The sequence below is a fragment of the Halomonas mongoliensis genome, assembly GCF_052496345.1.
This window is the reverse complement of sequence record NZ_CP199288.1, coordinates 3,533,077-3,557,426: the sequence shown is the minus strand read 5'-3', so window position 1 is coordinate 3,557,426 and position 24,350 is coordinate 3,533,077. Positions and strand designations below refer to the sequence as shown.

At 68.2% G+C, this 24,350-nt stretch carries 24 protein-coding genes and 1 tRNA gene; 11 read left to right on the top strand and 14 right to left on the bottom strand.

Annotated features, from left to right (window positions below; all coding sequences use genetic code 11):
• Positions 1 to 50: 50 nt before the first annotated feature.
• The 6 genes from ACRYRV_RS16720 to gloB all read right to left on the bottom strand — a co-directional run bounded on the left by ACRYRV_RS16720 (position 51) and on the right by gloB (position 7,938).
• The gene (locus ACRYRV_RS16720; protein ID WP_444984412.1) at positions 51 to 1,655 is read right to left on the bottom strand and encodes an ABC transporter ATP-binding protein; all 1,605 of its coding nucleotides are present in this window, start codon (positions 1,653 to 1,655) and stop codon (positions 51 to 53) included.
• Positions 1,648 to 2,769: an ABC transporter permease gene (locus tag ACRYRV_RS16715; RefSeq protein ID WP_253451699.1), complete on the bottom strand. Its 1,122-nt coding sequence runs from the start codon at positions 2,767 to 2,769 to the stop codon at positions 1,648 to 1,650. The genes ACRYRV_RS16720 and ACRYRV_RS16715 overlap by 8 nt, the downstream gene beginning before the upstream one ends.
• Positions 2,770 to 2,773: 4 nt before the next feature.
• The gene (locus ACRYRV_RS16710) at positions 2,774 to 3,844 is read right to left on the bottom strand and encodes a microcin C ABC transporter permease YejB (protein ID WP_253451701.1); all 1,071 of its coding nucleotides are present in this window, start codon (positions 3,842 to 3,844) and stop codon (positions 2,774 to 2,776) included.
• A 78-nt stretch (positions 3,845 to 3,922) separates the two neighbouring features.
• Complete coding sequence (locus ACRYRV_RS16705; protein WP_444984413.1) at positions 3,923 to 5,782, bottom strand: extracellular solute-binding protein; 1,860 nt, start codon at positions 5,780 to 5,782, stop codon at positions 3,923 to 3,925.
• Between the two features lie 115 nt (positions 5,783 to 5,897).
• Entirely contained in the window at positions 5,898 to 7,094 is a 1,197-nt protein-coding gene (locus ACRYRV_RS16700; protein ID WP_444984414.1) for a transglycosylase SLT domain-containing protein, read from the bottom strand.
• A 76-nt stretch (positions 7,095 to 7,170) separates the two neighbouring features.
• The gene (gene gloB / locus ACRYRV_RS16695) at positions 7,171 to 7,938 is read right to left on the bottom strand and encodes a hydroxyacylglutathione hydrolase (RefSeq protein WP_309636289.1); all 768 of its coding nucleotides are present in this window, start codon (positions 7,936 to 7,938) and stop codon (positions 7,171 to 7,173) included.
• A 68-nt stretch (positions 7,939 to 8,006) separates the two neighbouring features.
• Between gloB and ACRYRV_RS16690 the strand changes: the two genes are divergently transcribed.
• Genes ACRYRV_RS16690 through nudC form a run of 4 tightly spaced genes read left to right on the top strand, consistent with a single transcriptional unit; the run spans position 8,007 to position 10,833 of the window.
• The gene (locus tag ACRYRV_RS16690) at positions 8,007 to 8,792 is read left to right on the top strand and encodes a class I SAM-dependent methyltransferase (RefSeq protein WP_444984415.1); all 786 of its coding nucleotides are present in this window, start codon (positions 8,007 to 8,009) and stop codon (positions 8,790 to 8,792) included.
• 4 nt (positions 8,793 to 8,796) lie between these two features.
• The gene (gene rnhA / locus ACRYRV_RS16685; protein WP_253452111.1) at positions 8,797 to 9,264 is read left to right on the top strand and encodes a ribonuclease HI; all 468 of its coding nucleotides are present in this window, start codon (positions 8,797 to 8,799) and stop codon (positions 9,262 to 9,264) included.
• A 49-nt stretch (positions 9,265 to 9,313) separates the two neighbouring features.
• The gene (gene dnaQ, locus ACRYRV_RS16680; RefSeq protein ID WP_309636291.1) at positions 9,314 to 10,063 is read left to right on the top strand and encodes a DNA polymerase III subunit epsilon; all 750 of its coding nucleotides are present in this window, start codon (positions 9,314 to 9,316) and stop codon (positions 10,061 to 10,063) included.
• A complete protein-coding gene (nudC, locus tag ACRYRV_RS16675; RefSeq protein ID WP_444984416.1) occupies positions 10,063 to 10,833 on the top strand; it encodes an NAD(+) diphosphatase in 771 nt (256 codons plus the stop codon). Before dnaQ ends, nudC begins: the two co-directional genes overlap by 1 nt.
• Positions 10,834 to 10,885: 52 nt before the next feature.
• Here nudC and ACRYRV_RS16670 read toward each other — a convergent pair whose 3' ends face one another.
• The 3 genes from ACRYRV_RS16670 to ACRYRV_RS16660 all read right to left on the bottom strand — a co-directional run bounded on the left by ACRYRV_RS16670 (position 10,886) and on the right by ACRYRV_RS16660 (position 12,411).
• Positions 10,886 to 11,197 carry an SCP2 sterol-binding domain-containing protein gene (locus tag ACRYRV_RS16670; RefSeq protein ID WP_253451714.1) on the bottom strand — a complete coding sequence of 104 codons (312 nt, stop codon included), beginning with the start codon at positions 11,195 to 11,197 and terminating at the stop codon, positions 10,886 to 10,888.
• Positions 11,198 to 11,359: 162 nt separating this feature from the next.
• Complete coding sequence (locus ACRYRV_RS16665) at positions 11,360 to 11,791, bottom strand: hypothetical protein (protein ID WP_444984417.1); 432 nt, start codon at positions 11,789 to 11,791, stop codon at positions 11,360 to 11,362.
• Between the two features lie 2 nt (positions 11,792 to 11,793).
• Positions 11,794 to 12,411 (bottom strand): DUF6036 family nucleotidyltransferase, encoded by a 618-nt coding sequence (locus ACRYRV_RS16660; protein ID WP_444984418.1) that lies wholly within the window; start codon positions 12,409 to 12,411, stop codon positions 11,794 to 11,796.
• A gap of 80 nt (positions 12,412 to 12,491) precedes the next feature.
• Between ACRYRV_RS16660 and sohB the strand changes: the two genes are divergently transcribed.
• Positions 12,492 to 13,532, top strand: a complete 1,041-nt coding sequence (gene sohB / locus ACRYRV_RS16655; RefSeq protein ID WP_444984419.1) for a protease SohB — start codon at positions 12,492 to 12,494, stop codon at positions 13,530 to 13,532.
• Here the strand turns inward: sohB and ACRYRV_RS16650 are convergent.
• Positions 13,529 to 13,852, bottom strand: coding sequence for an ArsR/SmtB family transcription factor (locus ACRYRV_RS16650; RefSeq protein WP_309636294.1), 324 nt, complete (start codon positions 13,850 to 13,852; stop codon positions 13,529 to 13,531). The genes sohB and ACRYRV_RS16650 overlap by 4 nt on opposite strands.
• A gap of 314 nt (positions 13,853 to 14,166) precedes the next feature.
• Here ACRYRV_RS16650 and ACRYRV_RS16645 point away from each other — a divergent pair, with 314 nt between their 5' ends.
• The 3 genes from ACRYRV_RS16645 (at position 14,167) to ACRYRV_RS16635 (ending at position 17,830) form a co-directional block, all read left to right on the top strand.
• On the top strand, positions 14,167 to 16,077 hold the full coding sequence (locus ACRYRV_RS16645; RefSeq protein WP_444984420.1) for a propionyl-CoA synthetase: 1,911 nt from the start codon (positions 14,167 to 14,169) through the stop codon (positions 16,075 to 16,077).
• A gap of 255 nt (positions 16,078 to 16,332) precedes the next feature.
• Complete coding sequence (locus tag ACRYRV_RS16640; RefSeq protein ID WP_444984421.1) at positions 16,333 to 17,022, top strand: 7-cyano-7-deazaguanine/7-aminomethyl-7-deazaguanine transporter; 690 nt, start codon at positions 16,333 to 16,335, stop codon at positions 17,020 to 17,022.
• Between the two features lie 28 nt (positions 17,023 to 17,050).
• Positions 17,051 to 17,830, top strand: coding sequence for an alpha/beta fold hydrolase (locus tag ACRYRV_RS16635; protein WP_444984422.1), 780 nt, complete (start codon positions 17,051 to 17,053; stop codon positions 17,828 to 17,830).
• Here the strand turns inward: ACRYRV_RS16635 and ACRYRV_RS16630 are convergent, their stop codons facing one another.
• Positions 17,831 to 19,231, bottom strand: a complete 1,401-nt coding sequence (locus ACRYRV_RS16630; protein WP_444984423.1) for an exonuclease domain-containing protein — start codon at positions 19,229 to 19,231, stop codon at positions 17,831 to 17,833.
• Positions 19,231 to 20,406, bottom strand: a complete 1,176-nt coding sequence (locus ACRYRV_RS16625; RefSeq protein WP_444984424.1) for an ABC transporter substrate-binding protein — start codon at positions 20,404 to 20,406, stop codon at positions 19,231 to 19,233. The genes ACRYRV_RS16630 and ACRYRV_RS16625 overlap by 1 nt, the downstream gene beginning before the upstream one ends.
• 158 nt (positions 20,407 to 20,564) lie before the next feature.
• On the opposite strand from ACRYRV_RS16625, the gene ACRYRV_RS16620 reads away from it, so the two are divergent.
• Complete coding sequence (locus ACRYRV_RS16620) at positions 20,565 to 22,271, top strand: potassium/proton antiporter (RefSeq protein ID WP_444984425.1); 1,707 nt, start codon at positions 20,565 to 20,567, stop codon at positions 22,269 to 22,271.
• An 8-nt stretch (positions 22,272 to 22,279) separates the two neighbouring features.
• Here ACRYRV_RS16620 and ACRYRV_RS16615 read toward each other — a convergent pair whose 3' ends face one another.
• Entirely contained in the window at positions 22,280 to 22,819 is a 540-nt protein-coding gene (locus ACRYRV_RS16615) for a YaeQ family protein (RefSeq protein ID WP_444984426.1), read from the bottom strand.
• 79 nt (positions 22,820 to 22,898) lie between these two features.
• Positions 22,899 to 22,988: transfer RNA gene (locus ACRYRV_RS16610), tRNA-Ser, on the bottom strand.
• A 120-nt stretch (positions 22,989 to 23,108) separates the two neighbouring features.
• Between ACRYRV_RS16610 and ACRYRV_RS16605 the strand changes: the two genes are divergently transcribed.
• Positions 23,109 to 23,558: an NUDIX hydrolase gene (locus ACRYRV_RS16605; protein ID WP_444984427.1), complete on the top strand. Its 450-nt coding sequence runs from the start codon at positions 23,109 to 23,111 to the stop codon at positions 23,556 to 23,558.
• A gap of 92 nt (positions 23,559 to 23,650) precedes the next feature.
• On the top strand, positions 23,651 to 24,319 hold the full coding sequence (locus tag ACRYRV_RS16600) for a Bax inhibitor-1/YccA family protein (protein ID WP_309636305.1): 669 nt from the start codon (positions 23,651 to 23,653) through the stop codon (positions 24,317 to 24,319).
• Positions 24,320 to 24,350 lie beyond the last annotated feature (31 nt).

The window sequence follows — 24,350 nt, the reverse complement described above, 5'->3', positions numbered from 1 at the left end:
CTCCGGAGGGGATAATCCCCAGATATCCTCTCCGGAGGATAATCTTCGAGTCATCCCTCCCGCGGCGCCAGCCCCGCCGCGGCCACCAGGGCCCGGGTGTAGTCGCTGCTCGGGTTCTCGAGCACCGCGAGGCAGTCGCCGCTCTCCACCACCTCACCCTCCTTGAGCACCATGACCCGGTGCGCCATGGCGCGCACCACGGCGAGGTCGTGGCTGATGAACAGATAGCTCAGGCCGCGGCGGGCCTGGAGGTCGCGCAAGAGCGCCACCAGCTGCTTCTGGACGGTGCGGTCCAGCGCCGAGGTGGGCTCGTCGAGCACCAGCAGCTCGGGCTCGAGGATGATCGCCCGGGCCACGGCGATGCGCTGGCGCTGGCCGCCGGAGAACTCGTGGGGGTAGCGGTCGGCGCAGTCCGCGGGCAGCCCCACCTCGGTAAGCGTGGCGGCCACGCGGCGGGCGACCTCGTCTGCCGAGAGCTCGGGGCGGTGGAAGCGCAGCCCCTCGCTGACGATCTCGGAGACCGGAAGGCGAGGGGAGAGCGAGCCGAAGGGATCCTGGAAGACGATCTGGAAGCGCTGGCGCATGCGGCGCAGATCACCGCCGGAGAGGGTATCCAGGCGGCTGTCGCCGAGGCGGATCTCGCCGCGGCTCTGGGTCAGGCGCAGCAGCGCCAGGGCCAGGGTGGTCTTGCCGGAGCCCGACTCGCCGACGATGCCGAGGGTCTCCCCCGGCGCCAGGGTGAGCGCCAGCGGCCTGACCGCTTCGAAGGCCGGCGGGCGCTTCATGAAGAGCTTCTTGGGGCGCTGGAAGCTGACCCCGAGGCCGGAGGCGCTGATCAAGGGGGCACCCCGTGGCACCGGCCCCGGGCGCCCCTCCGGCTCGGCATCTAGCAGGGTGCGGGTGTAGGCGCTGGCAGGCGCCTCGAAGACCCGAGCCACCGGCCCCGTCTCCTGCTCGCGGCCCCGGTAGAGCACGCAGACCCGGTCGGCGTGGCGGCGCACCAGGTTGAGGTCGTGGGTGATGAAGAGCATGCCCATGCCGCGGCGGTCGCGCAGCTCGGCGAGCAGCGCCAGGATCTCCTGCTGGACGGTGACGTCGAGCGCCGTGGTGGGCTCGTCGGCGATCAGCAGCTCCGGGTCGTTGGCGATCGCCATGGCGATCATCACCCGCTGGCGCTGGCCGCCGGAGAGCTGGTGGGGCCAGGCGTCGATCAGCTCCTCGGGGCGGGGCAGCTTCACCTGACCGAGCAGCTCGATGATGCGAGCGCGGGCGGCCCGCCCGGTGAGCCCCTGGTGCAGGCGCAGGGTCTCACCGATCTGCTTGCCCACGGTGTGCAGCGGGTTGAGCGAGGTCATCGGCTCCTGGAAGACGAAGCCGACCCGGCTGCCGCGGATGCCCTGCCAGTCGCGGCGCTTCAGGCGGCCGAGGTCGGTGTCGCCCAGCCGGCGGGTGCCGCTGACGGCGGCGTTGCCCGGCAGCAGGTCCATGGCGCCCAGCGCCGAGACCGACTTGCCGGAGCCGGACTCGCCCACCAGGGCCAGGGTCTCGCCGCGGTTCACGGTGAGTGAGAGGCGGTCCACCACGGTCACCCCGTCGAAGGCGACGGAAAAGTCCTCGAGGCGCAGCAGCGGGGAGCGGGAGGGGGCATCAGGCATCGGTCTGGCTCCGGGCGGTTGCGGTGGAGGAATCGGCCGCCGGCACCGGGGTGGCGGCGTGGCGCACGTGACGGGGATCGAAGGCGTCGCGCAGCCCCTCGCCGATGAAGACCAGCAGGGAGAGCATCAGCGAGAGGCTGACGAAGGCGGTGATGCCGAGCCAGGGGGCATGCAGGTTGTTCTTGCCCTGGGCCACCAGCTCGCCCAACGACGGCGAGCCCGGGGGCAGGCCGAAGCCCAGGAAGTCCAGCGCCGTGAGGGTGGTGATGGCGCCGGTGAAGAGGAAGGGCACGAAGGTGAGGGTGGCCACCATGGCGTTGGGCAGCACGTGGCGCCACATGATCAGCCGCGGCGGCAGCCCCATGGCCTTGGCGGCGCGCACGTACTCCAGGTTGCGGGCGCGCAGGAACTCGGCGCGCACCACGTCAACGAGGCCCAGCCAGGAGAAGAGCAGCATGATGCCGAGCAGCCACCAGAAGCCTGGCTGCACGAAGCTTGCCAGGATGATCAGCAGGAAGAGCACCGGCAGCCCCGACCAGATCTCGGTGAAACGCTGGCCGATCAGGTCGGTCCTGCCGCCGAAGTAGCCCTGGATGCCGCCCACCAGCACCCCCATCACCAGCGAACCGGCGGTGAGCACCAGGGCGAAGGCCACCGAGAGGCGGAAGCCGTAGATCACCCGGGCGAGCACGTCGCGCCCCTGGTCGTCGGTGCCCAGCCAGTGGCGCCCGTCGGGCGGCGCGGGCGACGGGCGCATCATCTGCATGTCCAGGGTCTGGTAGGAGAAGGGAACCGGCGGCCAGAGCGCCCAGCCGTGCTCGGCGATCTGGGCCTGGACGAAGGGGTCGTGGTAGTCGGCGGTGGTGGGCAAAAAGCCGCCGAACTCGGTCTCCGGGTAGTCCACCAGCAGCGGCACGTACCACTGGCCGTCGTAGCGCATCACCAGCGGCTTGTCGTTGGCGATCAGCTCGGCGCCGAGGCTGACCACGAAGAGCGCCAGGAACACCCAGAGCGAGACCCGGGCGCGGCGGTTGGCCTTGAACACCGCCAGGCGGCGGCGGGTGATGGGGGAGAAGCGCTCCGCCCGGAACAGGCTCTTGAAGAAAGCGGCCATCGGCTCAGGACTCCCGTGTCTCGAAGTCGATGCGCGGGTCCACCCACACATAGGTCAGATCGGAGACCAGCTTCAGCAGCAGGCCGATCAGCGTGTACAGGTACAGGGTGCCGAAGATCACCGGGTAGTCGCGCTGCATCACCGCCTCGAAGCCGAGCAGCCCGAGTCCCTCCAGGGAGAAGATCACCTCGATCAACAGCGACCCGGTGAAGAAGATGGCGATCAGGGCGCCGGGCAGGCCGGCGATGATGATCAGCATGGCGTTGCGGAAGACGTGGCCGTAGAGCACGCCGCCGTCGCTTGCCCCCTTGGCCCGGGCGGTGAGCACGTACTGCTTGTGGATCTCGTCGAGGAAGCTGTTCTTGGTCAGCATGGTGAGGGTGGCGAAGCTGCCGATGGTCATGGCCACCACCGGCAGGGTGATGTGCCAGAGGTAGTCCTTCACCTTGCCCCAGGTGGAGAGCTCGTGGAAGTCCGGCGAGGTGAGCCCGCGCAGGGGGAAGAGGTCCCAGTAGCTGCCCCCGGCGAAGAGCACGATCAGCAGTATCGCGAAGAGGAACCCCGGGATGGCGTAGCCGACGATCACCAGCCCCGAGGTCCAGACGTCGAAGCGCGAGCCGTGGTGGAGCGCCTTGCGGATGCCGAGCGGGATCGAGATCAGGTAGACCAGCAGGGTGGTCCAGAGCCCCAGTGAGATCGACACCGGCAGCCGCTCGATCATCAGCTCCACCACCGGCCGGTCGCGAAAGAAGCTGTTGCCGAAGTCGAAGGTGGCATAGTCGCGCATCATGCCGAGGAAGCGCACATGGGCGGGCTGGTCGAAGCCGAACTGCGCCTCGAGCTGCTCGATGAAGCGCGGGTCGATGCCCCGCGCCCCGCGGGACTCGTCGCGCACCATCACCTCGCCGCCGGCCTCGAGGCGCGTGCTGGCCATGGCGTCGGCGCCCTCGAAGCGGGCCAGCATCTGGTCGATGGGCCCGCCCGGAGCGGCCTGGACGATGATGAAGTTGAGCAGCATGATCCCGATCAGAGTCGGGATCATCAGCAGCAGGCGGCGCAGGATATAGCGGCTCACGATGGGGCGTCCTTTTGCATATCAGGCTCTGGCATACCGGGTTCCGGCATCTCGGGCTTGGCGACATCGCCAGCCGCGTCAGCGGCGACGCAGGCGCTGGTTGATCTCGGCTTCCCGTTCGGCGTCCACCCACCAGGCCGCGAGGTCCATGCCGTACTCGGGGAAGGGTTCGGGCCAGGCGAACTTGTCCCAGATGGCGATGCGGGTCTCACCGGAGTGGTAGTGGGGAATCATCGGGAAGCGCCACAGCAGCACCCGGTCCAGGGCGCGGGCGGTGACGTTGAGCGCCTCGCGGCTGTCGGCGCGAATCAGCCGGTCCACCAGGTCGTCCACCACCGGGTCGGCCAGCCCCATCAGGTTGCGGCTCTGGGGCACCTCGGCGGCGGCGCTGGTCCAGAAGTCGCGCTGCTCGTTGCCGGGGTTGTTCGACTGTGGAAACTGGCCTACGGTCATGTCGAAGTCGAAGCGGCGCAACCGGTTGAGGTACTGGTTGATATCGACGATGCGGATGCTGCCCTGGATGCCCAGGCGCGCCATGTTGCGCAGCATGGGCTGGGTGACCCGCTCCATGCCGGTGTCGAAGAGCAGCACCTCCACCGTCAGCGGCTGGCCGGTCTCGCCGTGAACCAGGCGATCGCCCTGGACCTCGTAGCCCGCCTCGCGCAGCAGGTCCAGGGCCAGGCGCAGTCGCTCGCGCAACTCTAGCGGGTGCTCGTGGGGCACCGGCTCCTGGAATAATCGCTCGGGCAGCTGGTCCCGCCAGGGCTCGAGCAGGGCCAGCTCGTCGCCCTCGGGGAGCCCGCTTGCCGCCATCTCGGAGTTCTGGAAGTAGCTCTCGGTGCGCCGGTAGGCGTCGTAGAAGAGGTTGGCGTTGAGCCAGGGGAAGTCGAAGGTGAGCGAGAGCGCCTCGCGCACCCGGGGGTCCGCGAACTTGTCGCGGCGCAGGTTGAAGACGAAGGCCTGCATGCGGGCCGGCTGGCCGTCCGGTACCGCCAGGCGGCGCACCAGGCCGTCGCGGTAGGCGGGGAAGTCGTAGCCGATGGCCCAGGTGGCGGCGCGGGCGTCGATGCGGTAGTCCAGCACCCCGGCCTTGAAGGCCTCCCAGGCGATGTCGCGGTCGCGATAGTAGTCGTAGACCAGCCGGTCGATGTTGTGGCGCCCGCGCTTCACCGCAAGGTCGCGGCCCCAGTAGTCGGGGTCGCGCTCATAGACGATGCGCCGGCCCGGGTCCACCTCGGCGATGCGGTAGGGGCCGGAGCCCGGGTGGGCGGCCAGCGTCGGCGCGGTGAAGTCGCGCGCTTCCCAGTAGTGCCTGGGCAGCACCGGCAGCTGGCCGACGATCAGCGGCAGCTCCCGGGAGTGCACCTCGGCGAAGTCGAAGCGCACGGTGCGCTCGTCCAGGGCGGTGACGCTCTCCACGTCGGCGTAGTAGGCGCCGTAGAAGGGGTTGCCCTGCTCGGTGAGCAGCTCGAAGCTGTAGACGACATCATGGGCGGTGACCGGTTCGCCGTCCTGGAAGCGTGCCTCGGGGCGCAGGTCGAACTCGATCCAGGTGCGCTCGGGGTCCAGGCGCATGCCCTCGGCGAGCAGGCCGTAGACCGAGAAGGGCTCGCCCGGGTTGCCCTCCACCAGGGTGTCGTAGATCTCGAAGAGCCCCGCCGCCGGGGTGCCGCGAATGATGAAGGGGTTGGTGGAATCGAAGCTGCCGCCCACCGCCGCCTGGGTCAGGGTGCCGCCGCTGGGCGCCTCGGGGTTGACGTGGGGGAAGTGGCTAAAGTCCGCCGGCAGCTCGGGCGCGTCATAGAGCGCCAGACCATGGACGGTGGGCACGGCCTCGGAGTGAGGCGCCGCGGGGTCGGCGGCGACCGGCGCGAAGGGCAGCAGCCAGGCCAGGTTGGCGCAGGCGGCTAGCGTCAGGCGGCGCAGGGCATGGGGCATCGGCGACATCCTTGGTCGGTGGCAGCCGGCCCTCAGCGGGGCCGGCAACGGTCGGCCAATAAGGTGTCAGGCCCCGGGCGGCTTGGCAAGCCTCCCGATGCCGTCGCCGCCCGACTTAACGGGAGGCGAGGCTCTGGCCCGGGAGGTCGAGCACCTGGCCGGGCTGGATGACGTCGCCGTTGAGGCCGTTGGCCTGGCGGATCTGGGCCACGCTCACGCCCTGACGGGAGGCGATGGCCGAGAGGCTGTCGCCCTGGCGAACCACGTAGCTGCCTCGGCTGGCGGTGGCCGGCGTGCTCGGCGAGTCGAGGCGCGCCATCAGGGTGTCGGCGCGGTCGACGGGCACCAGCAGCACCTGGGCCTGGTTGGGGTTGGCGGTGCCGCCGGTCAGCGCCGGGTTGAGCTCGGCGAGCTCGCCGCGGGTGACGCCGGAGAGGCGGGCGGCCTCGTCCAGGGCCAGGGGGCGCTCCACGGGGATCTTGGCGAAGGCCGGAGCGTCCTCGATCTCGGGGAGGGCGACCTGGTATTTGTCAGGATCGTTGATGATGGCGGCGATGGCCTTGAGCTTGGGGACGTAGTTCATGGTCTCCCGGGGCAGGGAGAGGCTCCAGTAGTCCCCGGACTCGCCCTGGGCGAGGGCGTTGCGGCGGGCCCGGTTCACGGTGCCGGCACCGGCGTTGTAGGCGGCCAGCGACAGCTCCAAGTCGCCCTCGTACCACTGGTCGGCCTGCAGCTCGATGTAGTCCAGGGCGGCGCGGGTGGAAGCGACCACGTCCAGGCGGCCGTCGTAGCCGCGGACGCGGCGCAGGCCCAGGGCGTCGCCGGTGCCGGGCATGAACTGCCAGAGGCCGGCGGCGCCGCGGTGGCTTCGGGCAGTGGGGTCGAAGGAGCTCTCCACGAAGGGGATCAGGGCGATCTCGCCGGGCAGGCCGCGCTCCTCCACCTGCTCGACGATCCAGGCGAGCCAGGGGCGGGCGCGTTCGGTGATCTCGACGATGTTATGGGGGCTCTGGCGGTAGTGGTCGATCCACTGCTGCACCCGGGGCTCGTGGTTCCCGTCCTGCCACTGCAGGCTGGCGCGCAGGCGGCTCCAGGCGTCCTGGGGCTCGAGGGCCAGGGCGTCCCAGAAGTGGCGGTCGCTGGGCAGGGCGGGAGCGGCGGGGGCAGAGGCCTGTCGGGCCTGGGCGTTCAGGCGCTGCTCGGTGCTCAAGCTTGCCGCCTGGCTGTAGGCGCCGGCCAGCATCAGGGAGCCCATCAGGGCCGTGGCGCTGGCCAGGCCGATCAGCTTGTGTCGCTTGGTGTGGTAGGTCATTCGACAATCGTCCTCGTGGTCGTGTGCGGTCCCGCCGACAGCGGGGCAAACCGCATGACGTCCAATCGGGGCAGTATCAAAAGCTGTCTTTCCAGGCGCGCAGCGTGGCGAAGGTGGCCTGGTCGCTGTCGGTGGCGCCGTGGTCGGTGGCGGCCTGACGCACGCCGGCATCGGTCACGCGCAGGAAAGGATTGATGCGCTTCTCTCGGCCCAGGGTGCTCGGCAGCGTGGGGCGGTCGAGCTCCCGGGCGCGCTGGCACTCCTCCATGGCCCGGGCCACATCCGGGTTGTGGGGGTCCGCAGCCAACGCGAAGCGCAGGTTGGCCAGGGTATATTCGTGGGCGGCGAACACCAGGGTGTCGTCGGGCAGCGCCGCCAGCCGATTCAGCGAGGCGTGCATCTGCTCCGGGGTGCCCTCGAACAGGCGGCCGCAGCCGGCGCTGAACAGGGCGTCGCCGCAGAACAGCAGCGGGGGAATGCCGGCGGTGAAGAAGGCGATATGATCCAGGGTGTGCCCCGGCACCTCGAACACCTCGAAACGGCGTCCCATCACGCGGAACTCGTCGCCGCTGGCGACCCGCTCCTGGATGCCGGCAATCTTCGGGTTGTCGGGGCCGATCACCCGGGGCGCATAGCGCTCGACCAGCTCCGGCAGGCCGCCGGTATGATCCGCGTGGTGGTGGGTGATCAGCACCGTGGAGAGGCTCAGCCCCTCGCGCTCGATCAGCTCGATCACCGGGGCGGCATCGCCCGGGTCGACCACGCAGATCTCGGAACTCGTGTCCTGGCGCAGCAGCCAGATATAGTTGTCGCCAAACGCGGGAATCGGTGTCACGCTCAACATGGGCATGGCGTCCTGAATGGGCATGAACGGGTCGCAAAATCCGCCCAGAATGGAGGAACCTGCTGTCAATGTCAATTTCTCACCCAGGATCTTCTCTGCCCGCCCTGGTGCGCGATGGCCGCCGCTTCTGGGCCACGCCGCAGGGACAGGCCCTGCATCACGCCGAGCGCGCCTGCCTGGGCCCGGTGTGCGAGGGGGTGTTCGGCGTTCACAGCCTGGAGCTCGGCATGGGGGACCCCCTGGCCGACATGTGCCCAGTGCGCCACCCCATGCGCTGGTCGCCGACCCGCGAACTCGCCCAGGGGCCCAGCACCCTGGTCTGCACGCCGGATGCCCTGCCGCTGCCCGACGGCTGCCTGAGCCTGGTGATCGTCCATCACCTCCTCGAGGTGGTGCCGGACCCCCACCATCTGCTGCAGGAGGCGGCGCGGGTCACCCGGGACGATGGGCGCCTGATCCTCTTCGGCTGGATGCCGCTGTCGGCGGGGGCCCTGCCGCGGGTATGGCCGACTCGGCGGCGCCGGCTGCCCTGGTGCGGCCACTGGCGCACGCCGGGGCGGCTGCGCGACTGGTTGGCGTTTGTGGACTTCCGGATCGAGCGGGTAGACTACTGCGGCTTTCACCTGCCTGGCGGCATGCCCCGTAATGCGGCCCTGGAGACCCTGGGGCGGCGCTACAACCTGCCGCTGGGCGACAGCTACATGATCCAGGCGAGCCGGCGGTCGCAGCTGGCCCAGACCCAGGGGGGGCGGCTCCAGTTCGGGCGGCCCTTCGGGGGCTCGGCGCTGGGCGCTACCCGGGTCGGGCAGCCCCGCCTCTCGCCCCCACAGGAAAGGATGACCGAGGTTGACTGAGACCTTGACTGAGACAGGGGCCGATGCCCTGCCCGAGGTGACCATCTATACCGATGGCGCCTGCCGCGGCAACCCGGGCCCCGGCGGCTGGGGAGCGCTGCTCCTGAGCGGCTCCCACGAGAAGGCCCTCAACGGCCATGAGTCCCGCACCACCAATAACCGGATGGAGCTGATGGCGGCGATCATGGCGCTGCGGGAACTCAAGCGGCCCTGTCGCGTCCAGCTCTGGACCGATTCGGAGTACCTGCGTCGCGGCATCACCGAGTGGATCCATAACTGGGTCAAGCGCGGCTGGAAGACCGCCAGCAAGCAGCCGGTAAAGAATGCCGAGCTGTGGCGGGAACTGCTCGAGGAGACCCATCGCCACACCATCGAGTGGCACTGGGTCAAGGGGCATAGCGGCCACCCGGGCAACGAGCGGGCCGATGCGCTTGCCAACGAGGCCATCGACGCCGCCCGCCAGGGCGCCTGAGCCTCCAGGCGTTTTTCCAGTTTCCGTACGCCTCAAACAGAGGGACCCCATGCGTCAGATCATTCTCGACACCGAGACCACCGGCATCGACCCCCGGGAAGGCCATCGCCTGATCGAGATCGGGGCGGTGGAGATGGTCAACCGCCGCCTGACCGGCAACACCTATCACCAGTACATCAACCCCGAGCGCGAGATCGAGGCCGAAGCGATCGGCGTCCACGGCATCACCAACGAGCGGGTGGCCGACGAGCCGCGCTTTGCCGAGATCGCCGATGCGTTCTGGGCCTTTATCGAAGGGGCCGAACTGGTGATCCACAACGCCCCCTTCGACGTGGGCTTCATGGACCACGAGTTCGCCATGCTCAACCGGGCCCGGGGCGAGCCGCGCCTGGGGCCGGTGGCCGAGCACTGCCGGATCCTCGATACCCTGCAGCTGGCCCGGGACAAGCACCCGGGCCAGCGCAACAACCTCGACGCCCTGTGCAAGCGCTACGAGATCGACAACGGTCACCGGGTGCTCCACGGCGCCCTGCTGGACGCCGAGATCCTGGCCGACGTCTATCTGGCAATGACCGGGGGGCAGACGGCGCTGCTGCTGGATGCCAGCGCCGGGGGAGAGGGGAGCGCCGGTGCCGGCGGCGGCCTGGCCATTCGCCGTTTGGCCCTGGCGCCCGGCAGCCTGGCGGTAACGCGCCCGAGCGACGCCGAGCTGGCCGCCCATCGGGCCAAGCTGTCGGCGATTCGCGAGGCGTCGGGGGAGTGCGGCTGGGACCGCCTGGGTGATGGAGTGCCCCACTGATGCTGCGTCGTGAGCTGCCGCTGGAGGCCGCGGCGGGCCATGTGATCCGCATCGCCGAGGGGCGCATTGCCCCGGGCCCCGACGGCGACCTGCTGCAGCCGGTACAGGCCTGGACGCCGGCGATGCAGCCGCTCTGCTACTGGCACGATGAGCCGGTGGCGCTCTCCCTGGAGCAAGCCCCACAGGCTGACTGGCCGGATGGGCGCGGCTGGCTGGCGGCGCTGCCGGAGTCGCGCTTTGCGCTGCTCTCCACGGCGCTGCAGGTGGGCGCCTGGCTCAGGGACCACCGTTTCTGCGGTCGCTGCGGGGCGCCCGCCGAGCGCCTCGACGCCGAGTTTGCCATGCACTGCCGCGGCTGCGGCCACCGCAACTACCCGCGCATCTCGCCCTGTATCATCACCCTGGTGACTCACGGCGACGCCCTGCTGCTGGCGCGCAGCCCGCGCTTCCCACCGGGGCGCTACTCCACCCTGGCGGGCTTTATCGAGCCGGGGGAATCCGCCGAGGAGGCGGTGCGCCGGGAGATCTTCGAGGAGGTGGGACTGCAGGTAGGGCGCATTCGCTACTTCCGCAGCCAGGCCTGGCCCTTCCCGCACTCCCTGATGCTGGGGTTCTTCGCCGAGGCGGCCAGCCGGCGGATCCAGATCGACGGGGTGGAGATTGCCGATGCCGCCTGGTTCTCGCCGCGCCGCCTGCCGCAGCTGCCGCCGCTCTACTCCATCTCTCGGGCCTTGATCGAGACCCACCTGGGCGAGGTGGCGGCCCGCTAGAACGGCGTCGGGCCGCTCGAGGGCGGCCCGACCATGGCATACAACCGTCGCTTCACCCCTTGGGGAAGAGACTGGTCAGCTTGGTGGCCAGCATGACGTTTCCGGTGGCCTTGAGCTTGCCGGTCATGAAGGCGGTCATACCGTTGACCTCGCCGTTCATCAGGCCCTTGAGGGTCTCGGTGGTCATGCTGAGACTGACCGAGGGATCGTCGTGCTCGCCCTCCTGAATATCCAGGCTGCCGTCCTTGACCACCAGGTAGTGGCTGCCGGCATCGCTGAAGTGGAACTGGAAGATATCGTCCATGCCCTGAGCGGCCTGGGCGTCGAAACGGGACTGCAGCTTGTCGAGGGTAGAGAGGCTCATCGGGACTCCTGGTAGGGGTGGGCCATCGCCATCCAGATTATTTCAAACGATCGTTTCATTCAAGTGCCTTGTGGCCGGGCTACCAAGGACCCTATGTTGCCCCGCAGTGCTACAGAGCCCACTTGCCACGAGGCCCCAGGAGAAGTGTGGGCTCTCCCCGTCCTACCCGGAGCTCAGGCCATGTCGATGTCCTGTCGCATCGGCATAGTGACGGGTCTGTAGGGGCAGCAGCGCTTTGCGCAGTGGTGCCGTGGTGTCGCTCAGGCCCCAACGCTTGCTGGGGGAGTATCGTCCCAGAGGGGGAGCGTTGTCGTTCCCCATAAGCTGCTGATGAAAAAGCCGGGTCAGCTGTTGCAGGTGCCGTGCGACGTCTTGGCGACACACCGGGTACTGGCTCAGGAGCTCGAGCACACAAAGTGTCCGCTGGAACGCCTCTTGGGGCATCACGTCGCGGAGCTCCTCCAATTCCGCCTGTGTTGGTCGATAGCCCCGGTACCAGACGGCTTCGGCAAGCTGCTTCACGTCATCGACGACATACTCGAGCGGGCGTGAGCCGACGCGATAGAGTCGTTTGTGTGTGACGGATACCGTCATGCCTAGGCCTCGCTACGGTTAAAGTCGTCAAGCACCACGTTCAAATTCCCCAAAATACGAGTTTCGTCGCCAACGTAATAGCTGATTGCCTCTCGAGCGAGCCGTTCAAACTTATCGATATCAACATGAGGCAGCTTGAGCAGTGATTGAATATCGTGCTGATCCCGGTCGCCAAAGCGGCCTAGCTTGGAGATTGCCACGTCGATTGCACTGGCGACGTAGACCTCTACGTTGGGTATCTCGCTTGCCGTCATCAGCCGAATGACACGATCCTCGTAGTCTTCATGCAGCGGGGCGAGTGTCGTATTGAAACTGCCGTCAAGCTCCAGCATTTGCGTCACGCCTTCTTCATCCGTGAACACATAGGCATCTTCCCCCAGAAGGGCAATGATCTGGGATTTTTCTGCATAGCCATGTGACGCCACCTCGGCATCAACATCCGCGCTCCCGCGTGCCTGTGTGTGGATATGCACGGCGCAGCCACCGAATATTATGACTTGGAAGACGCCCCTTTCACCACTGGCATACACTGGTTCCAGCACATCAAAAAATTCCACTAGGGCGCGTCCTAGTGCTGTATCGGGCTTGATGGTCGGATACATTCCAGGCTCGATGGGCATTGGCACTCTCCATGCTGGTGATGTGCTGTGCGACAACTCACGATACCATGCCACTGTCCGTATCGAGAGTGGAGAGCACCATGAATGACTGGCTGGCCGACCTCGGCCTGTTCCTGGCTCAGCTGCTGAGCCTGGTGGTGATCATCGGCCTGATCGTGGCCGTGGTGGCCAGAGCGCGGGCTGGCGCCATGGATCGCACGCGCCTGCGGATCGAGGAGCTCAACGACGCTCGGGACTATCGCCGCCGCCGCCTGACCCTGGCGGCCAGCGAGCCCGGCACCCGCAAGCGGCTGCTCAAGCGCTTTCGCCGCGAGGACAAGGTGCGCGAGAAGCAGGAGCGCAAGGCGGAAAAGGCGCGCGAGCCCATCGCCTGGGTGATCGACTTCCACGGCGACATTCGCGCCAGCAGCACCGGTCGGCTGGCCGAGGAGGTCTCGGCGCTGATCGATGCCGCCGAGGCGGGGGACGAGGTGATCGTGCGCCTGGAGTCCGCCGGCGGGCTGGTCCACGCCTATGGCCTGGCGGCGGCGGAGCTCGACCGGCTGCGCGAGGCGGGCCTGAGGACCACGGTGTGCGTCGACAAGGTGGCCGCCAGCGGCGGCTACCTGATGGCCTGCGGCGCCGACCAGCTGCGCGCCGCCCCCCTGGCGGTGGTGGGCTCCATCGGCGTGGTGGCCCAGGTGCCCAACGTGCACCGCCTGCTCAAGCGCCACGATATCGACGTGGAGGTGCTGACCGCCGGGCGCTACAAGCGCACCCTGACGGTGTTCGGCGAGAACAGCGAGGAGGGGCGCGAGAAGTTTCTCGAGGACCTTGAGACCGTGCATGAGCTCTTCAAGCGCCATGTGAGCGAGCGCCGGCCGGCGCTGGCGATCGAGGCGGTGGCCACGGGGGAGACCTGGTACGGACGCGACGCCTTGGAGCGGGGGCTGGTGGATGCCCTGGGCACCAGCGAGGCCTACCTGATGGAGCGCATGCAGGAGGTACGCGTGCTCCATCTGCGCCTGGAGCCGCGCCGTCGCCTCTCCGAGCGGCTGGGGGCCGCCGTCTCCCTGGGGGTGGAGCGGGCGCTGGAGAAGGGGCTCGAGGTGCTGGAGCAGAGCCCCCAGCGGCGCCGCTAGTCGGCCAGGCCGAGCCGGCCCAGGGTCTCGATGATGGTGCTGGCGCTCTCGCCGTTCAGCGAATAGTAGATGGTCTGGGAGGCGCGCCGGGTGGAGACCAGGTTCTCCCGGCGCAGGATCGCCAGATGCTGGCTGAGCGCCGACTGGCTGAGCGTCAGCTGGCGGTTGAGCTCGGTGACCGACAGTTCCTGCCCCTCCAGCAGGCAGAGGATGCGCAGGCGGTTATCGTTGGCCATGGCCTTGAGCAGCGCCGTGGCCCGATCGATGGTGGCGTTGCCTCCGGCCAGTAGCCGGGAGGCGGTGCTGCTGGAATTACCCATGGGGAAAACCTCCGCGCCAGATGGCGCTGAAACGGGTCATTGATGCCGACTGCTGCCCAGCCTGACAGGCGTCTCTGCAGATGAACATGGTTTTCTCATTTAGCGCTACTGAAAGCATAGACCAGTCGCGACCGGCCGGGGAGGGTGGTCGCGTCCCCTGCGGGACGGCCGTCGGTGCTGTTGTTGACAATGCAGCGTGAAAATTCTTCATCTTTTGTCGAAAGTTAGCCTAACGTCGGAGGCCGTGTAGGAATCTGTCCTTTACAGTGTCAACAATGTTTCCGTTGCCACTGACCTGAAACCACAGGACGATCATGAGTACCTACGCCAACGAGTTCCGCCGCTCCATCGAGCAGCCCGAGGCATTCTGGGGCGAGCAGGCCCGCCGTATTCCCTGGTTCAAGGCGCCCACCCAGATCCTCCACTACGACGAGGCCAACCACGCGCGCTGGTTCGCGGACGGTGAGCTCAATATCTGCCATGCCGCCCTGGATCACCATGTGGAGCAGGGGCGTGGCGACCAGCCGGCGATCCACTGGGATTCCCCGGTGACCGACAGCAAGCGCACCCTGACCTACCGCGAGATGCGCGACCAGGTGGCGACCTTCGCCGGTGCCCTCAAGGGGCTCGGGGTGGAGAAGGGCGACCGCGTCGTCATCTACATGCCCATGGTGCCCGAGGCGCTGGTCGCCATGTACGCCTGCGCGCGCCTGGGCGCGGTCCACTCCGTGGTCTTCGGCGGCTTCGCGCCCCACGAGCTGGCCGTGCGCATCGAGGATGCCGAGCCCAAGGTGGTGGTGGCCGCCTCCTGCGGCGTCGAGGTGACCAAGGTGCTGCCCTACAAGGGCATCATCGACTCGGCCATCGAGCAGAGCAGCCACAAGCCCGAGGCCTGCGTGATCTTCCAGCGCGAGCAGCACACCGCCGAGCTTGGCGAGCGTGACCATGACTGGGCCGACCTGATGGCCAAGGCCGAGCCGGCCGACTGCGTGCCGGTGAAGGGCACCGACCCCCTCTACGTGCTCTATACCTCCGGCACCACCGGCAAGCCCAAGGGCGTCATTCGCGACACCGGCGGCTATGCCGTGGCTCTCGCCTACTCCATGGAGGCCATCTACGACGTCGCCCCCGGCGAGGTCTTCTTCTCTGCCTCCGACGTGGGCTGGGTGGTCGGCCACTCCTACATCGTCTATGCGCCGCTGTTGCGCGGGGCCACCAGCGTGGTCTACGAGGGCAAGCCGGTGAAGACCCCGGATGCCGGTGCCTTCTGGCGGCTGATCGAGGAGTATCGGGTCAAGAGCTTCTTCACTGCCCCCACCGCCTTCCGCGCCATCAAGAAGGAGGATCCGGACGGCAAGTTCCTGGAGCAGTACGACATCTCCTGCCTGAAGGCGCTGTTCCTGGCCGGCGAGCGCCTGGATCCGCCCACCTTCCACTGGCTGGACGACCTGCTCGACGTGCCGGTGATCGACCACTGGTGGCAGACCGAGACCGGCTGGCCCATCGCCGCCAACCTCCACGGCCTGGAGCCCATGCCCACCAAGGCGGGCAGTGCCACCGTGCCGGTGCCCGGTTTCGACGTCCAGATCCTGGACCGCGAGGGCGAGCGCATGGGCGCCATGGAGCAGGGCAGCGTGGTGATCAAGCAGCCGATGCCGCCGGGCTGCCTGGTCGGCGTCTGGGGTGACCCCCAGCGCTTCCACTCCGCCTATATGGCGGCCTTCCCGGGCTTCTACCTGACCGGCGACGGCGGCTACGTGGACGAGGACGGCTATCTCTTCATCATGGGCCGCACCGACGACGTCATCAACGTGGCGGGCCACCGTCTCTCCACCGGTGAGATGGAAGAGGTGGTGGGCGCCCACCCGGCGGTGGCCGAGTGCGCCGTGATCGGCATCCACGACGCTCTCAAGGGGCAGCTGCCGGTGGGCCTGGTGATTCCCAAGGACGGCTTCCAGGGCCGCGAGGAGGATCTGGAGAAGGAGCTGGTGGCCCTGGTGCGCGAGAAGATCGGCCCCATCGCCTGCTTCAAGGAGGTGCTGGTGGTGGATCGCCTGCCCAAGACCCGCTCCGGCAAGATCCTGCGCAAGCTGCTGCGCAATATCGCCGATGGCAAGGAGTTCGGCGTGCCCTCCACCATCGACGATCCGGCCAGCCTGCAGGACGTCCACGAGGCCATGAAGGCGCGCTCCGTGGGCGCCTCCGGGGAGGCCCGCCAGGTCTGACGCCCGCTCGCTTTCGATCGTGCAACGGCGCCGCCCCTTCGGGCGGCGCCGCCCCTTCGGGCGGCGCCGTTCGTTCATGGGGCGTCGATCCTGCTTGGTGCCGAGGCTTGTCATCTGAACAGCCTTGAGCCCTGCCTTGGCGTCGGCAGCCATGGCCAGACGCCTGCCTGGTGCGTATAATCCGCGCCGCCTGCTGCTTCGTCAGCCCCGTTCCCGAGGGTTCCCTCACCCCTCCACCAAAAAAAGGATACGTCGATGTTCGCACTTTCCGACCGCCAGCGGCGCCAGCTGCTGGCGCTGATGATCACCTTCCATATCCTGGTGATCGCCGCCAGCAACTACCTGGTGCAGCTGCCCTTCACCCTGTTCGGCTTTCATACCACCTGGGGCGCCTTCAGCTTCCCCTTCATCTTCCTGGCCACCGACCTCACCGTGCGGCTGTTCGGCAAGGAGCCCGCCCGGGCCATCGTGATGCGGGTGATGCTGCCGGCGCTCCTGATCTCCTATGTGGTCTCGGTGGTCTTCCCCCGGGGGGGCTTCGCCGGGCTCGAGGCGCTGGGGGAGTGGAACCTCTTCGTGGCGCGCATCGCCGTGGCCAGCTTCATGGCCTACCTGCTGGGCCAGCTGCTCGACGTGCACGTCTTCGACCGCCTGCGCGGCCTTCGTGCCTGGTGGGTGGCGCCGGCGATCTCCACGGTGCTCGGCAACCTGGCCGACACCTTCGCCTTCTTCTCGATCGCCTTCTACCAGAGTCCCGACCCCTTCATGGCGGCCAACTGGCTGGAGATCGCCTGGGTCGACTATGTGATCAAGCTCGGGATCAGCCTGTTGTTCTTCCTGCCCCTCTATGGTGTGCTGCTGGCGACCCTGAGCCGTCGCCTGCTCTCGGCCACCGCGGCAGAGGAGGGCGCTTCCCCCCAGGAGCCGGCGCGCAGTCGCGCCTGATAACCGCAAAGGACAAGGAGAGAGTGCCATGCCCGTGACGCTGAACTATCTGGATACCGGTGGCGAGGGGGTACCCCTGGTGGTGGTCCACGGCCTGTTCGGCAGCGCCGATAACTGGCGGTCCCACGTCAAGGCGTGGCAGCAGACGCGGCGGGTGATCGCCGTGGACCTGCGCAACCACGGCCGCTCCCCCCACGCCGAGGGGATGGGCTATGACGCCATGGCCGAGGATGTGATCGCCCTGCTCGATCGCCTCGAGGTGCCCCGGGCCCACCTGCTCGGCCACTCCATGGGGGGCAAGGTGGTGATCTCCCTGGCGCGGCTGGCGCCCGAGCGGGTGGCCTCGCTGATCGTGGCCGATATCGCGCCCCGGGGCTATGGCCATGACCACGACACCGTCTTTGCCGGCCTGCGCCATCTGGAGGCGGGCGAGCCCGCCAACCGCCGCGAGGCCGACGACCTGCTCGGCGAGCACGTCAAGGAGCGGGCGGTGCGTCTCTTCCTGGCCACCAACCTGGAGCGGGCCGAGGCGGGCGGGCTCAGGCTGCGCCTGGGGCTCGACCCGATCCAGTCCGACTACGAGACCATCATGGGCCCGCCGGCGGGCGAGGGGAGCTATGGCGGCCCGACCCTGGTGCTACGGGGCGCACGCTCCCACTATGTGACCGACGAGATGCTGCCCGCCCTGCGTGAGGTGCTGCCCGAGGCCGAGATCGAGACGCTGGACGCCGGCCACTGGCTGCATGCCGAGCAGCCCGAGGCCTTCCGGGAGGCGGTGGAGCGCTTTCTGGCCGGCCTGGCCGAGTGATCAGCCCCCCGCCGGGCGGGGCAGGGAGACCAGGGTGAGCCCCGCGGCGTCCGGGTCGTCCAGGAAGCGGCGGAGAATACGGTAGATATCGCGGTCGAAGCGCCCGACGGTTCCGACCATGTCGGCGACTGCCTCCAGCGAGCCGGCGCTGCCCAGATGGCACCAGTGGGCGACCAGGTGCCAGGCCTGCTCGCCGTTGGATCCCCGCTCACCGATGGCCAGGGGGCCTTCCCAGGGCCAGTGCCGGATCTGCAGCCGCGATAGCGCCTCCCTGGCGCGCGCGCTGTGCTCGTCCACCGCTTCATCCCCCCGACAGACCCCGCGGCAGCGCCCCAGCTGGCTGCCGAAGCAGGCGCCACGGCCGCTCTCCAGGCCCAGCTGGCGCAGGCAGAGCTGCCGGTCCGCGGCGATCTGGCGCAGCGCCTGCCTGGCCTCCCGGGCATTGCGAAAGAGCCCCATCAGCGCTTCTGCCTCGCGGCCGCTCAGCTCGCCGACGCTAACCAGCTCCGGCCGGTTGGCGTCGGCCGGCCAGTGCCATGCCACCAGGCGGCCGGCACGCCTGAGCTGGCGGTTGAGGATCGGCTGGCGCTCCTTGACCAGGCGCGCCTCCAGCAGCTGGGCGCCGAGGTCGCCGGCGGTCTCCTGCCACGCCAGGCGACGCACCTGCTGGGCCAGGCGCATCTCGCGATCACTGCGGTGGTCGGCCTGGAAGTGGCCCATCACCCTCGCCCTGAGATTCACGCTCTTGCCGATATAGAGCGGCAGGTCGTTCTCGCCATACATCAGGTAGACGCCGGGGGAGGCGGGCATGGCCTGAATCTCGCCGGGGTCCAGGTGGGCGGGCAGGCTGGGCAGTCGTCGCTGGTGCTGGAGGGCTTCCAGGAGCCGCTCGGCGGAGTGCTCGCGCTGCCAGTGCCGCCAGAGGGCGAGCAGCGCCTCGGCGTCGGCCATGGCGCGGTGGCGAGTGCCGGCCTCGATGCCGTGGCGGGCCAGCAGGGCGGCCAGGTTGTGCTCGCGATGCTCGGGCGCCAGGCGGCGCGACAGGCGCAGGGTGCAGATCACCTCGGCGCCGTAGTCGCGGCCGGCACGCTGGAAGGCGTTGCGCAGGAAGCCATAGTCGAAGCGGGCGTTGTGGGCGACCAGGACGCCATCGCCCAGCCAGGCCAGCAGGTCGTCGGCGATCTCGGCAAAGGTCGGGGCCTCGGCCACCATGGCGTCATCGATGCCGGTCAGGGCGCTGATCGGGGCGGGGATGCGTACCTCCGGCTGAATCAGCCGATGCCAGCGGGCCGTGACCCTGTCCCCCTCCAGGCGCAGGGCGGCGATCTCGGTGATGCGATCCCGGGTGGTACGCATGCCCGTGGTCTCGAGATCGATGAAGAGCAGGGGGGCGTCCTTCATCACGGCGCCCCCAGGTCCAGCGCCAGCTTCTCTGCCGGGGTGGGGTGCTCCGCCAGCCCCTGGGCCACCAGGTACTCCTCGAAGCGCTGGTAGTTGCCGAGGTCCAGTGCCGCCGGGCGGGCGCTCAGGCGCAGCAGCATGGGCAGCCAGGCGTCGCGGTTGGCCGGCGTGTCCAGCGCCGGCTCCTGCTCCTGGAGCAGCTGCCAGGCGGCATCGGGCTCCTCCAGCAGCCAGGCGGTGGCCTCGGTGAGGGCCTCGAGCACCCGGCGCAGCGTCTCCCTCTGGCCGCCGATGCGGTCGCGGTTGGCCAGCAGAATCAGCCCCTCATGGGGGGGAACGCCGTGCTCTTCCAGACGCAGCAGCCGGGTCCCGACGCCTTCGTCGCCCAGCTGGCGGGGAAGGGTCAGCCGCTGCGGCGTCATGATGGCATCCAGGGACTGCTCGACCACCTCGTTGACCGCGCCGAAGTTGATATCGACCAGCTCCAGTTCGTGGACGCCGACCCCATGGGGCCTGAGCAGCGTCGGAAGCAGCAGCTCCCGTGCCTCCTCGGTGGAGTAGCCGATGCGCTTGCCGGCCAGGGAGAAGGGCGCCCCGGTGTCGCCGCCATTGCGCACCAGCAGGCCCCCCAGGGGTAGGTCCACCAGGGTGCCGACGCGCACCAGGGGCAGGCCACGCCCGGCCAGCAGGTGGAGCAGCGGCTGGCGACTCACCGCCAGCTCGATGCGGCCCGCCGCCAGCAGGCGCGCGGGCAGGGCGGGGTCGGCGGGCGTCGAGAGCGTGACCTCCAGGCCCAGTCGCCGGTAGATGCCCTTGTGATAGGCCACCAGCAGGGCGGCATGCTGGGGTCCGGGGTACCAGTCCAGCATGATCTCCACGGGCTTGAGCGGGGGGGGCTCGAGAGGCTCCGGCGGGGTGACGGCGATGGTCGGAATCTCCTCAACGGGTGCCTGAGGCGGTTCCCGGGCATCGGGAGTGGCGTCGCTTGTGGGAAGCAGGCGGGGCACCATGACGCTTGTGCCAAGGTCGCCATGACCGGTCTCGACCGCCGATGACTCGGAGGAGGGAGGGGCGTCCAGCGGCTCCGCCGGAGCCTCCCCGGGCAGGAGGGTCAGCAGCAGGGCAAGCAGGCAGGCTTGGACAGGAAAGCGCAGGGGCCTGGCAGGGTCGGGCATCGGATTGCTCCAGCAGGGGGCGCGCAAGGGATGGCAGAGCCGTCGGCGACTGCAGAGTGTATCCGCTGCGCGGAAGTGCTGGCCAGTCTTGAAGAAACTGCCGGACAACGTCGGGAAGCATTGCGATATACTGGTCGCCCCGACCCGCCGAGGATGCCATGGACACCATCAATACCCTGTTCATACTCAGCGGCTTTCTGATCGCGCTCAGCGTATTGGCGAGTCGTCTCTCTTCCCTGGTCGGCCTGCCGCTGCTGTTGATCTTCCTCGGCCTCGGCATGCTGGCGGGCGAGCAGGGGGTGCTCGGCATCGTCTTCGACGACTATTCGCTGGCCTTTACCATCGGCCATCTGGCGCTGGCGATGATCCTGCTCGACGGCGGCCTGCGAACCCGGCTCAAGACCTTCCGGGTGGGCTTTCGCCCGGCGCTCACCCTGGCCACCCTGGGCGTCTTCATCACCAGCGGCCTGATCGGCCTGCTGGCCATGTGGATCTTCGATCTGACCCTGATTCAGGGGCTGCTGGTGGGGGCGATCGTCGGCTCCACCGACGCGGCGGCGGTGTTCTCGATGCTCAGCGGCCGAGGGGTCAACCTCAACGAGCGGGTAGGGGCAACCCTGGAGATCGAGTCCGGTACCAACGATCCCATGGCGATCTTCCTGACCCTGGTCCTGGTGGAGATGCTGATCGGCGAGCTCAGCGGCGGCCTGGACACCCTACTGCTGCTGGTGCAGCAGTTCGGCCTGGGGCTCACCATCGGCGTGGGGGCCGGCTGGCTCAGCGGCAAGCTGCTGCGCTGGGTGGACCTGGCCCCTGGCCTCTACTCCCTGCTGGCGCTGGCGCTGGGCTTCTGCATCTTCGGGGTGACCAGCTTCCTCGGCGGCAGCGGCTTTCTGGCGATCTACCTGGCGGGGCTGATGATCGGCAACCAGCCTGGCCGACATATCAACTTCATTCTTCCCGTGCATGACGGCCTGGCCTGGCTCAGCCAGATCGGCCTCTTCCTGGTGCTGGGGCTGCTGGTGAATCCCAGCGAAATGCTCGAACTGGCGCTCCCGGCCGCCCTGGTGGCGCTGGCGCTGATCTTCGTGGCGCGTCCGATCGCCGTGCTGATCAGCATCAAGCCCTTCTTCAAGTTTCGCTGGCGAGAGATCGGCTTCATCTCCTGGGTGGGGCTGCGCGGGGCCGTGCCGATCGTGCTGGCGATCTTCCCGGTGATCGGCGGCGTCGAGAATGCCTCGCTCTATTTCAACGTGGCCTTCGCGGTGGTGCTGCTCTCGCTGCTGATCCAGGGAGGTAGCCTCGGCTGGATGGCGCGCTGGATGAAGGTGGAGGTACCCACCAGCGTGACCCCCAACCGGCGCGGCCCCCTCGGCATCCTGCCGGAGAACGACTTCGAGATGTTCGTCTACGAGGTGGAGAACTCCGACCTGGAGGACGTGCCGATTCGCCTGCTGCGCTTTCCCTCCGGCGCCCTGATCTCGGCGCTCTTCCGCGACCATGTGATGCTCCACCCCAAGGGGAGCACGCGCCTGCAGCTCGGTGACGTGATCTGCGTGATCGGCCGCAGCGAAGACCTGCCGGCGCTCAACCGCCTCTTCAACGGCGACGCCAAGCTCAAGCAGGAGCGCGCCTTCTTCGGCACCTTCACCTTCGACGGCGAGGCGCATATGCGCGATATCGCCAGCGCCTACGGCCTGACGCTGAGCCAGGCGGAGCGGGAAATGACCCTGGCGGAATTCATTTCGCTGCGAGTGGGGGGGCACCCGGTGGTGGGGGATGACGTGGATTGGCACGGCATCCACTGGGTGGTCAGCGAAATGGACGGTAACCGGGTGACCAAGGTGGGCCTGCGCCTCTACTGAACGAGGCGCTACCCCTGGCGGGTTTCGGGGGTGATCTCCACGGCCGCCTCGCCGTCGGCCAGCAAGATGGCGCCATCTTGAATGGTGACATTGAGATCCATGCCGCGAGCCGCCAGCTGACCCAGGGCCGCCATGCTCTCCGGCGAGATGTCGTAGACGGTGAGGTTGTCGAGTCGCGCGAGCTTGCTGCCGAGCTGCTCCCACCAGATACGGGCGCCCTGGCCGCTGTAGGTGTAGAGCACCACGTCGCGTGCACGGCCGCAGGCGCGGCGTATCTCGCGCTCATCGGGCTGGCCAAGCTGAACCCAGAGCTCGATCTCGCCGGTCAGGCTGCGAATCCACAGGTCTGGCTCATCGTCGGTGCTGACCCCGCGGCCGAAGGCCAGATCTTCGTGGGCGTGGCGGGCGAAGGCCAGCACGCGCAGCATCATGCGCTCGTCGGTCTCGGACGGATGGCGGGCGAGCGTGAGCGAGTGTTCGCCGTAATAGTGGCGATCCAGATCGGCAATCTGCAGGCGCGCCTTGTAGATAGTGGACTTCAGCGCCATGGCGCCCTCCTGGGAGATGTCGGGTAGGTGGGCCAGAAACAAAAAAACCAGCCGTAAGTGGCTGGTTTTCTTGATGTAGTGGCGGAGGGACAGGGATTCGAACCCTGGAAAGGCTTTCACCTTTGCCGGTTTTCAAGACCGGTGCATTCAACCGCTCTGCCATCCCTCCGGCTTACGGCGGTGAATATTACCAGCTTTCTCCAGCGGGTCAAGAGGGCCACTGGATCAAGGCGTTAGCCAGAGGGCCGGCAGGGTGGCACACTGGCTCTCGAAACCTGAGGAGAGCACCATGCCCCCATCATCACCTGCCGTAATCGCCTTTCCTGCCGCCGCGGTTTCCTGCGCGGTGGTGAGAGAAGGGCGCCTGCTGATGGTGCGGCGGCGCAATCCCCCCAACGCCGGCCGGCTGGCGCTGCCCGGCGGCCGGGTGGAGGCGGGCGAGCCCCTCGCGGTGGCGGCGGAGCGTGAGCTGCTGGAGGAGACTGGGGTCCAGGGCATCTCCGTGGGGCCTTTCACCGCTATCGATGTGATCGACCGCGATGAGGCGGGGCGACTGCGCTTTCACTATGTGCTGGTGGTGATGGAGATGCGCTGGTCGAGCGGCGAACCCGTCGCCGCCGACGATGCCCTCGACGCCTGCTGGATGGACCTGGCAGCGCTGCGGGCGGCTCGGGAGGAGGTCTGCAGCACGGCGCTGGCGGTGGCCTGCCGACTGCTGGGCGCAGGGAATCAACGTTGATGAGTGGCAGGACAAGGGCTTGCGCGGGGAACCCGGAGGCGGCATTCTAGGTCCACTGCCAAGACCAACCAAACACAGGGAGCACTGGATTCATGGCATACCAAGACACCCAGCTTACTCGCCAGCAGAGCCAGGCGGTCAGCACCAACAAGGTGCTGCGCAACACCTATGGCCTGCTCGCCATGACGCTGATGTTCTCGGCGGTTACCGCCGGTGCCGCCATGGCCATGGGCGTCGAGCGTCTCAACATCTTCGTGTTCTTCATCGGCGCCTACGGCCTGATGTTCCTGGTGCACAAGACCGCCAACTCGGCCATGGGGCTGCTGGCGACCTTCGCCTTTACCGGTTTCATGGGCTTTACCCTCGGCCCGATCCTCAACGCTTACCTGGCGCTGCCCAACGGTGCGGCCCTGGTGATGAACGCCCTGGCCATGACCGGCCTGACCTTCATCGGCCTCTCCGCCGTGGCGCTGGTCTCCAAGAAGGACTTCAGCTTCCTGGGCAATTTCCTGATGGCCGGTGCCATCGTGCTGATCCTGGCCATGGTGGCGGGCCTGATCTTCCAGATCCCGACCCTGATGCTGATGGTCTCTGCCGGCTTCGTGCTCTTCGCCTCGGCGGCGATCCTCTACCAGACCAGCGAGATCGTGCATCGGGCCGGCGAGACCAACTATATCCTCGCCACCATCACCCTCTATGTGTCGATCTACAACCTCTTCGTCAGCCTGCTGACGCTGCTCGGCATCATGAGCAGCGACTGACCCTGACGGGCAACGCTGTTTCAGGCTGGCC

Excerpts from the sequence above, each read along its gene's own strand:
- ACRYRV_RS16690 (WP_444984415.1), top strand. The coding sequence starts at position 8,007 with ATGTCAATTTCTCACCCAGGATCTTCTCTGCCCGCCCTGGTGCGCGAT.
- ACRYRV_RS16635 (WP_444984422.1), top strand. The coding sequence starts at position 17,051 with ATGCCCGTGACGCTGAACTATCTGGATACCGGTGGCGAGGGGGTACCC.
- ACRYRV_RS16615 (WP_444984426.1), bottom strand. The coding sequence starts at position 22,819 with ATGGCGCTGAAGTCCACTATCTACAAGGCGCGCCTGCAGATTGCCGAT.
- ACRYRV_RS16665 (WP_444984417.1), bottom strand. The coding sequence starts at position 11,791 with ATGACGGTATCCGTCACACACAAACGACTCTATCGCGTCGGCTCACGC.
- ACRYRV_RS16640 (WP_444984421.1), top strand. The coding sequence starts at position 16,333 with ATGTTCGCACTTTCCGACCGCCAGCGGCGCCAGCTGCTGGCGCTGATG.
- ACRYRV_RS16670 (WP_253451714.1), bottom strand. The coding sequence starts at position 11,197 with ATGAGCCTCTCTACCCTCGACAAGCTGCAGTCCCGTTTCGACGCCCAG.
- gloB (WP_309636289.1), bottom strand. The coding sequence starts at position 7,938 with ATGTTGAGCGTGACACCGATTCCCGCGTTTGGCGACAACTATATCTGG.
- ACRYRV_RS16630 (WP_444984423.1), bottom strand. The coding sequence starts at position 19,231 with ATGAAGGACGCCCCCCTGCTCTTCATCGATCTCGAGACCACGGGCATG.
- ACRYRV_RS16660 (WP_444984418.1), bottom strand. The coding sequence starts at position 12,411 with ATGCCCATCGAGCCTGGAATGTATCCGACCATCAAGCCCGATACAGCA.
- ACRYRV_RS16650 (WP_309636294.1), bottom strand. The coding sequence starts at position 13,852 with ATGGGTAATTCCAGCAGCACCGCCTCCCGGCTACTGGCCGGAGGCAAC.
- ACRYRV_RS16700 (WP_444984414.1), bottom strand. The coding sequence starts at position 7,094 with ATGACCTACCACACCAAGCGACACAAGCTGATCGGCCTGGCCAGCGCC.
- ACRYRV_RS16720 (WP_444984412.1), bottom strand. The coding sequence starts at position 1,655 with ATGCCTGATGCCCCCTCCCGCTCCCCGCTGCTGCGCCTCGAGGACTTT.
- ACRYRV_RS16620 (WP_444984425.1), top strand. The coding sequence starts at position 20,565 with ATGGACACCATCAATACCCTGTTCATACTCAGCGGCTTTCTGATCGCG.
- ACRYRV_RS16715 (WP_253451699.1), bottom strand. The coding sequence starts at position 2,769 with ATGGCCGCTTTCTTCAAGAGCCTGTTCCGGGCGGAGCGCTTCTCCCCC.
- ACRYRV_RS16645 (WP_444984420.1), top strand. The coding sequence starts at position 14,167 with ATGAGTACCTACGCCAACGAGTTCCGCCGCTCCATCGAGCAGCCCGAG.
- ACRYRV_RS16600 (WP_309636305.1), top strand. The coding sequence starts at position 23,651 with ATGGCATACCAAGACACCCAGCTTACTCGCCAGCAGAGCCAGGCGGTC.
- ACRYRV_RS16705 (WP_444984413.1), bottom strand. The coding sequence starts at position 5,782 with ATGCCCCATGCCCTGCGCCGCCTGACGCTAGCCGCCTGCGCCAACCTG.
- dnaQ (WP_309636291.1), top strand. The coding sequence starts at position 9,314 with ATGCGTCAGATCATTCTCGACACCGAGACCACCGGCATCGACCCCCGG.
- ACRYRV_RS16625 (WP_444984424.1), bottom strand. The coding sequence starts at position 20,406 with ATGCCCGACCCTGCCAGGCCCCTGCGCTTTCCTGTCCAAGCCTGCCTG.
- nudC (WP_444984416.1), top strand. The coding sequence starts at position 10,063 with ATGCTGCGTCGTGAGCTGCCGCTGGAGGCCGCGGCGGGCCATGTGATC.
- sohB (WP_444984419.1), top strand. The coding sequence starts at position 12,492 with ATGAATGACTGGCTGGCCGACCTCGGCCTGTTCCTGGCTCAGCTGCTG.
- ACRYRV_RS16605 (WP_444984427.1), top strand. The coding sequence starts at position 23,109 with ATGCCCCCATCATCACCTGCCGTAATCGCCTTTCCTGCCGCCGCGGTT.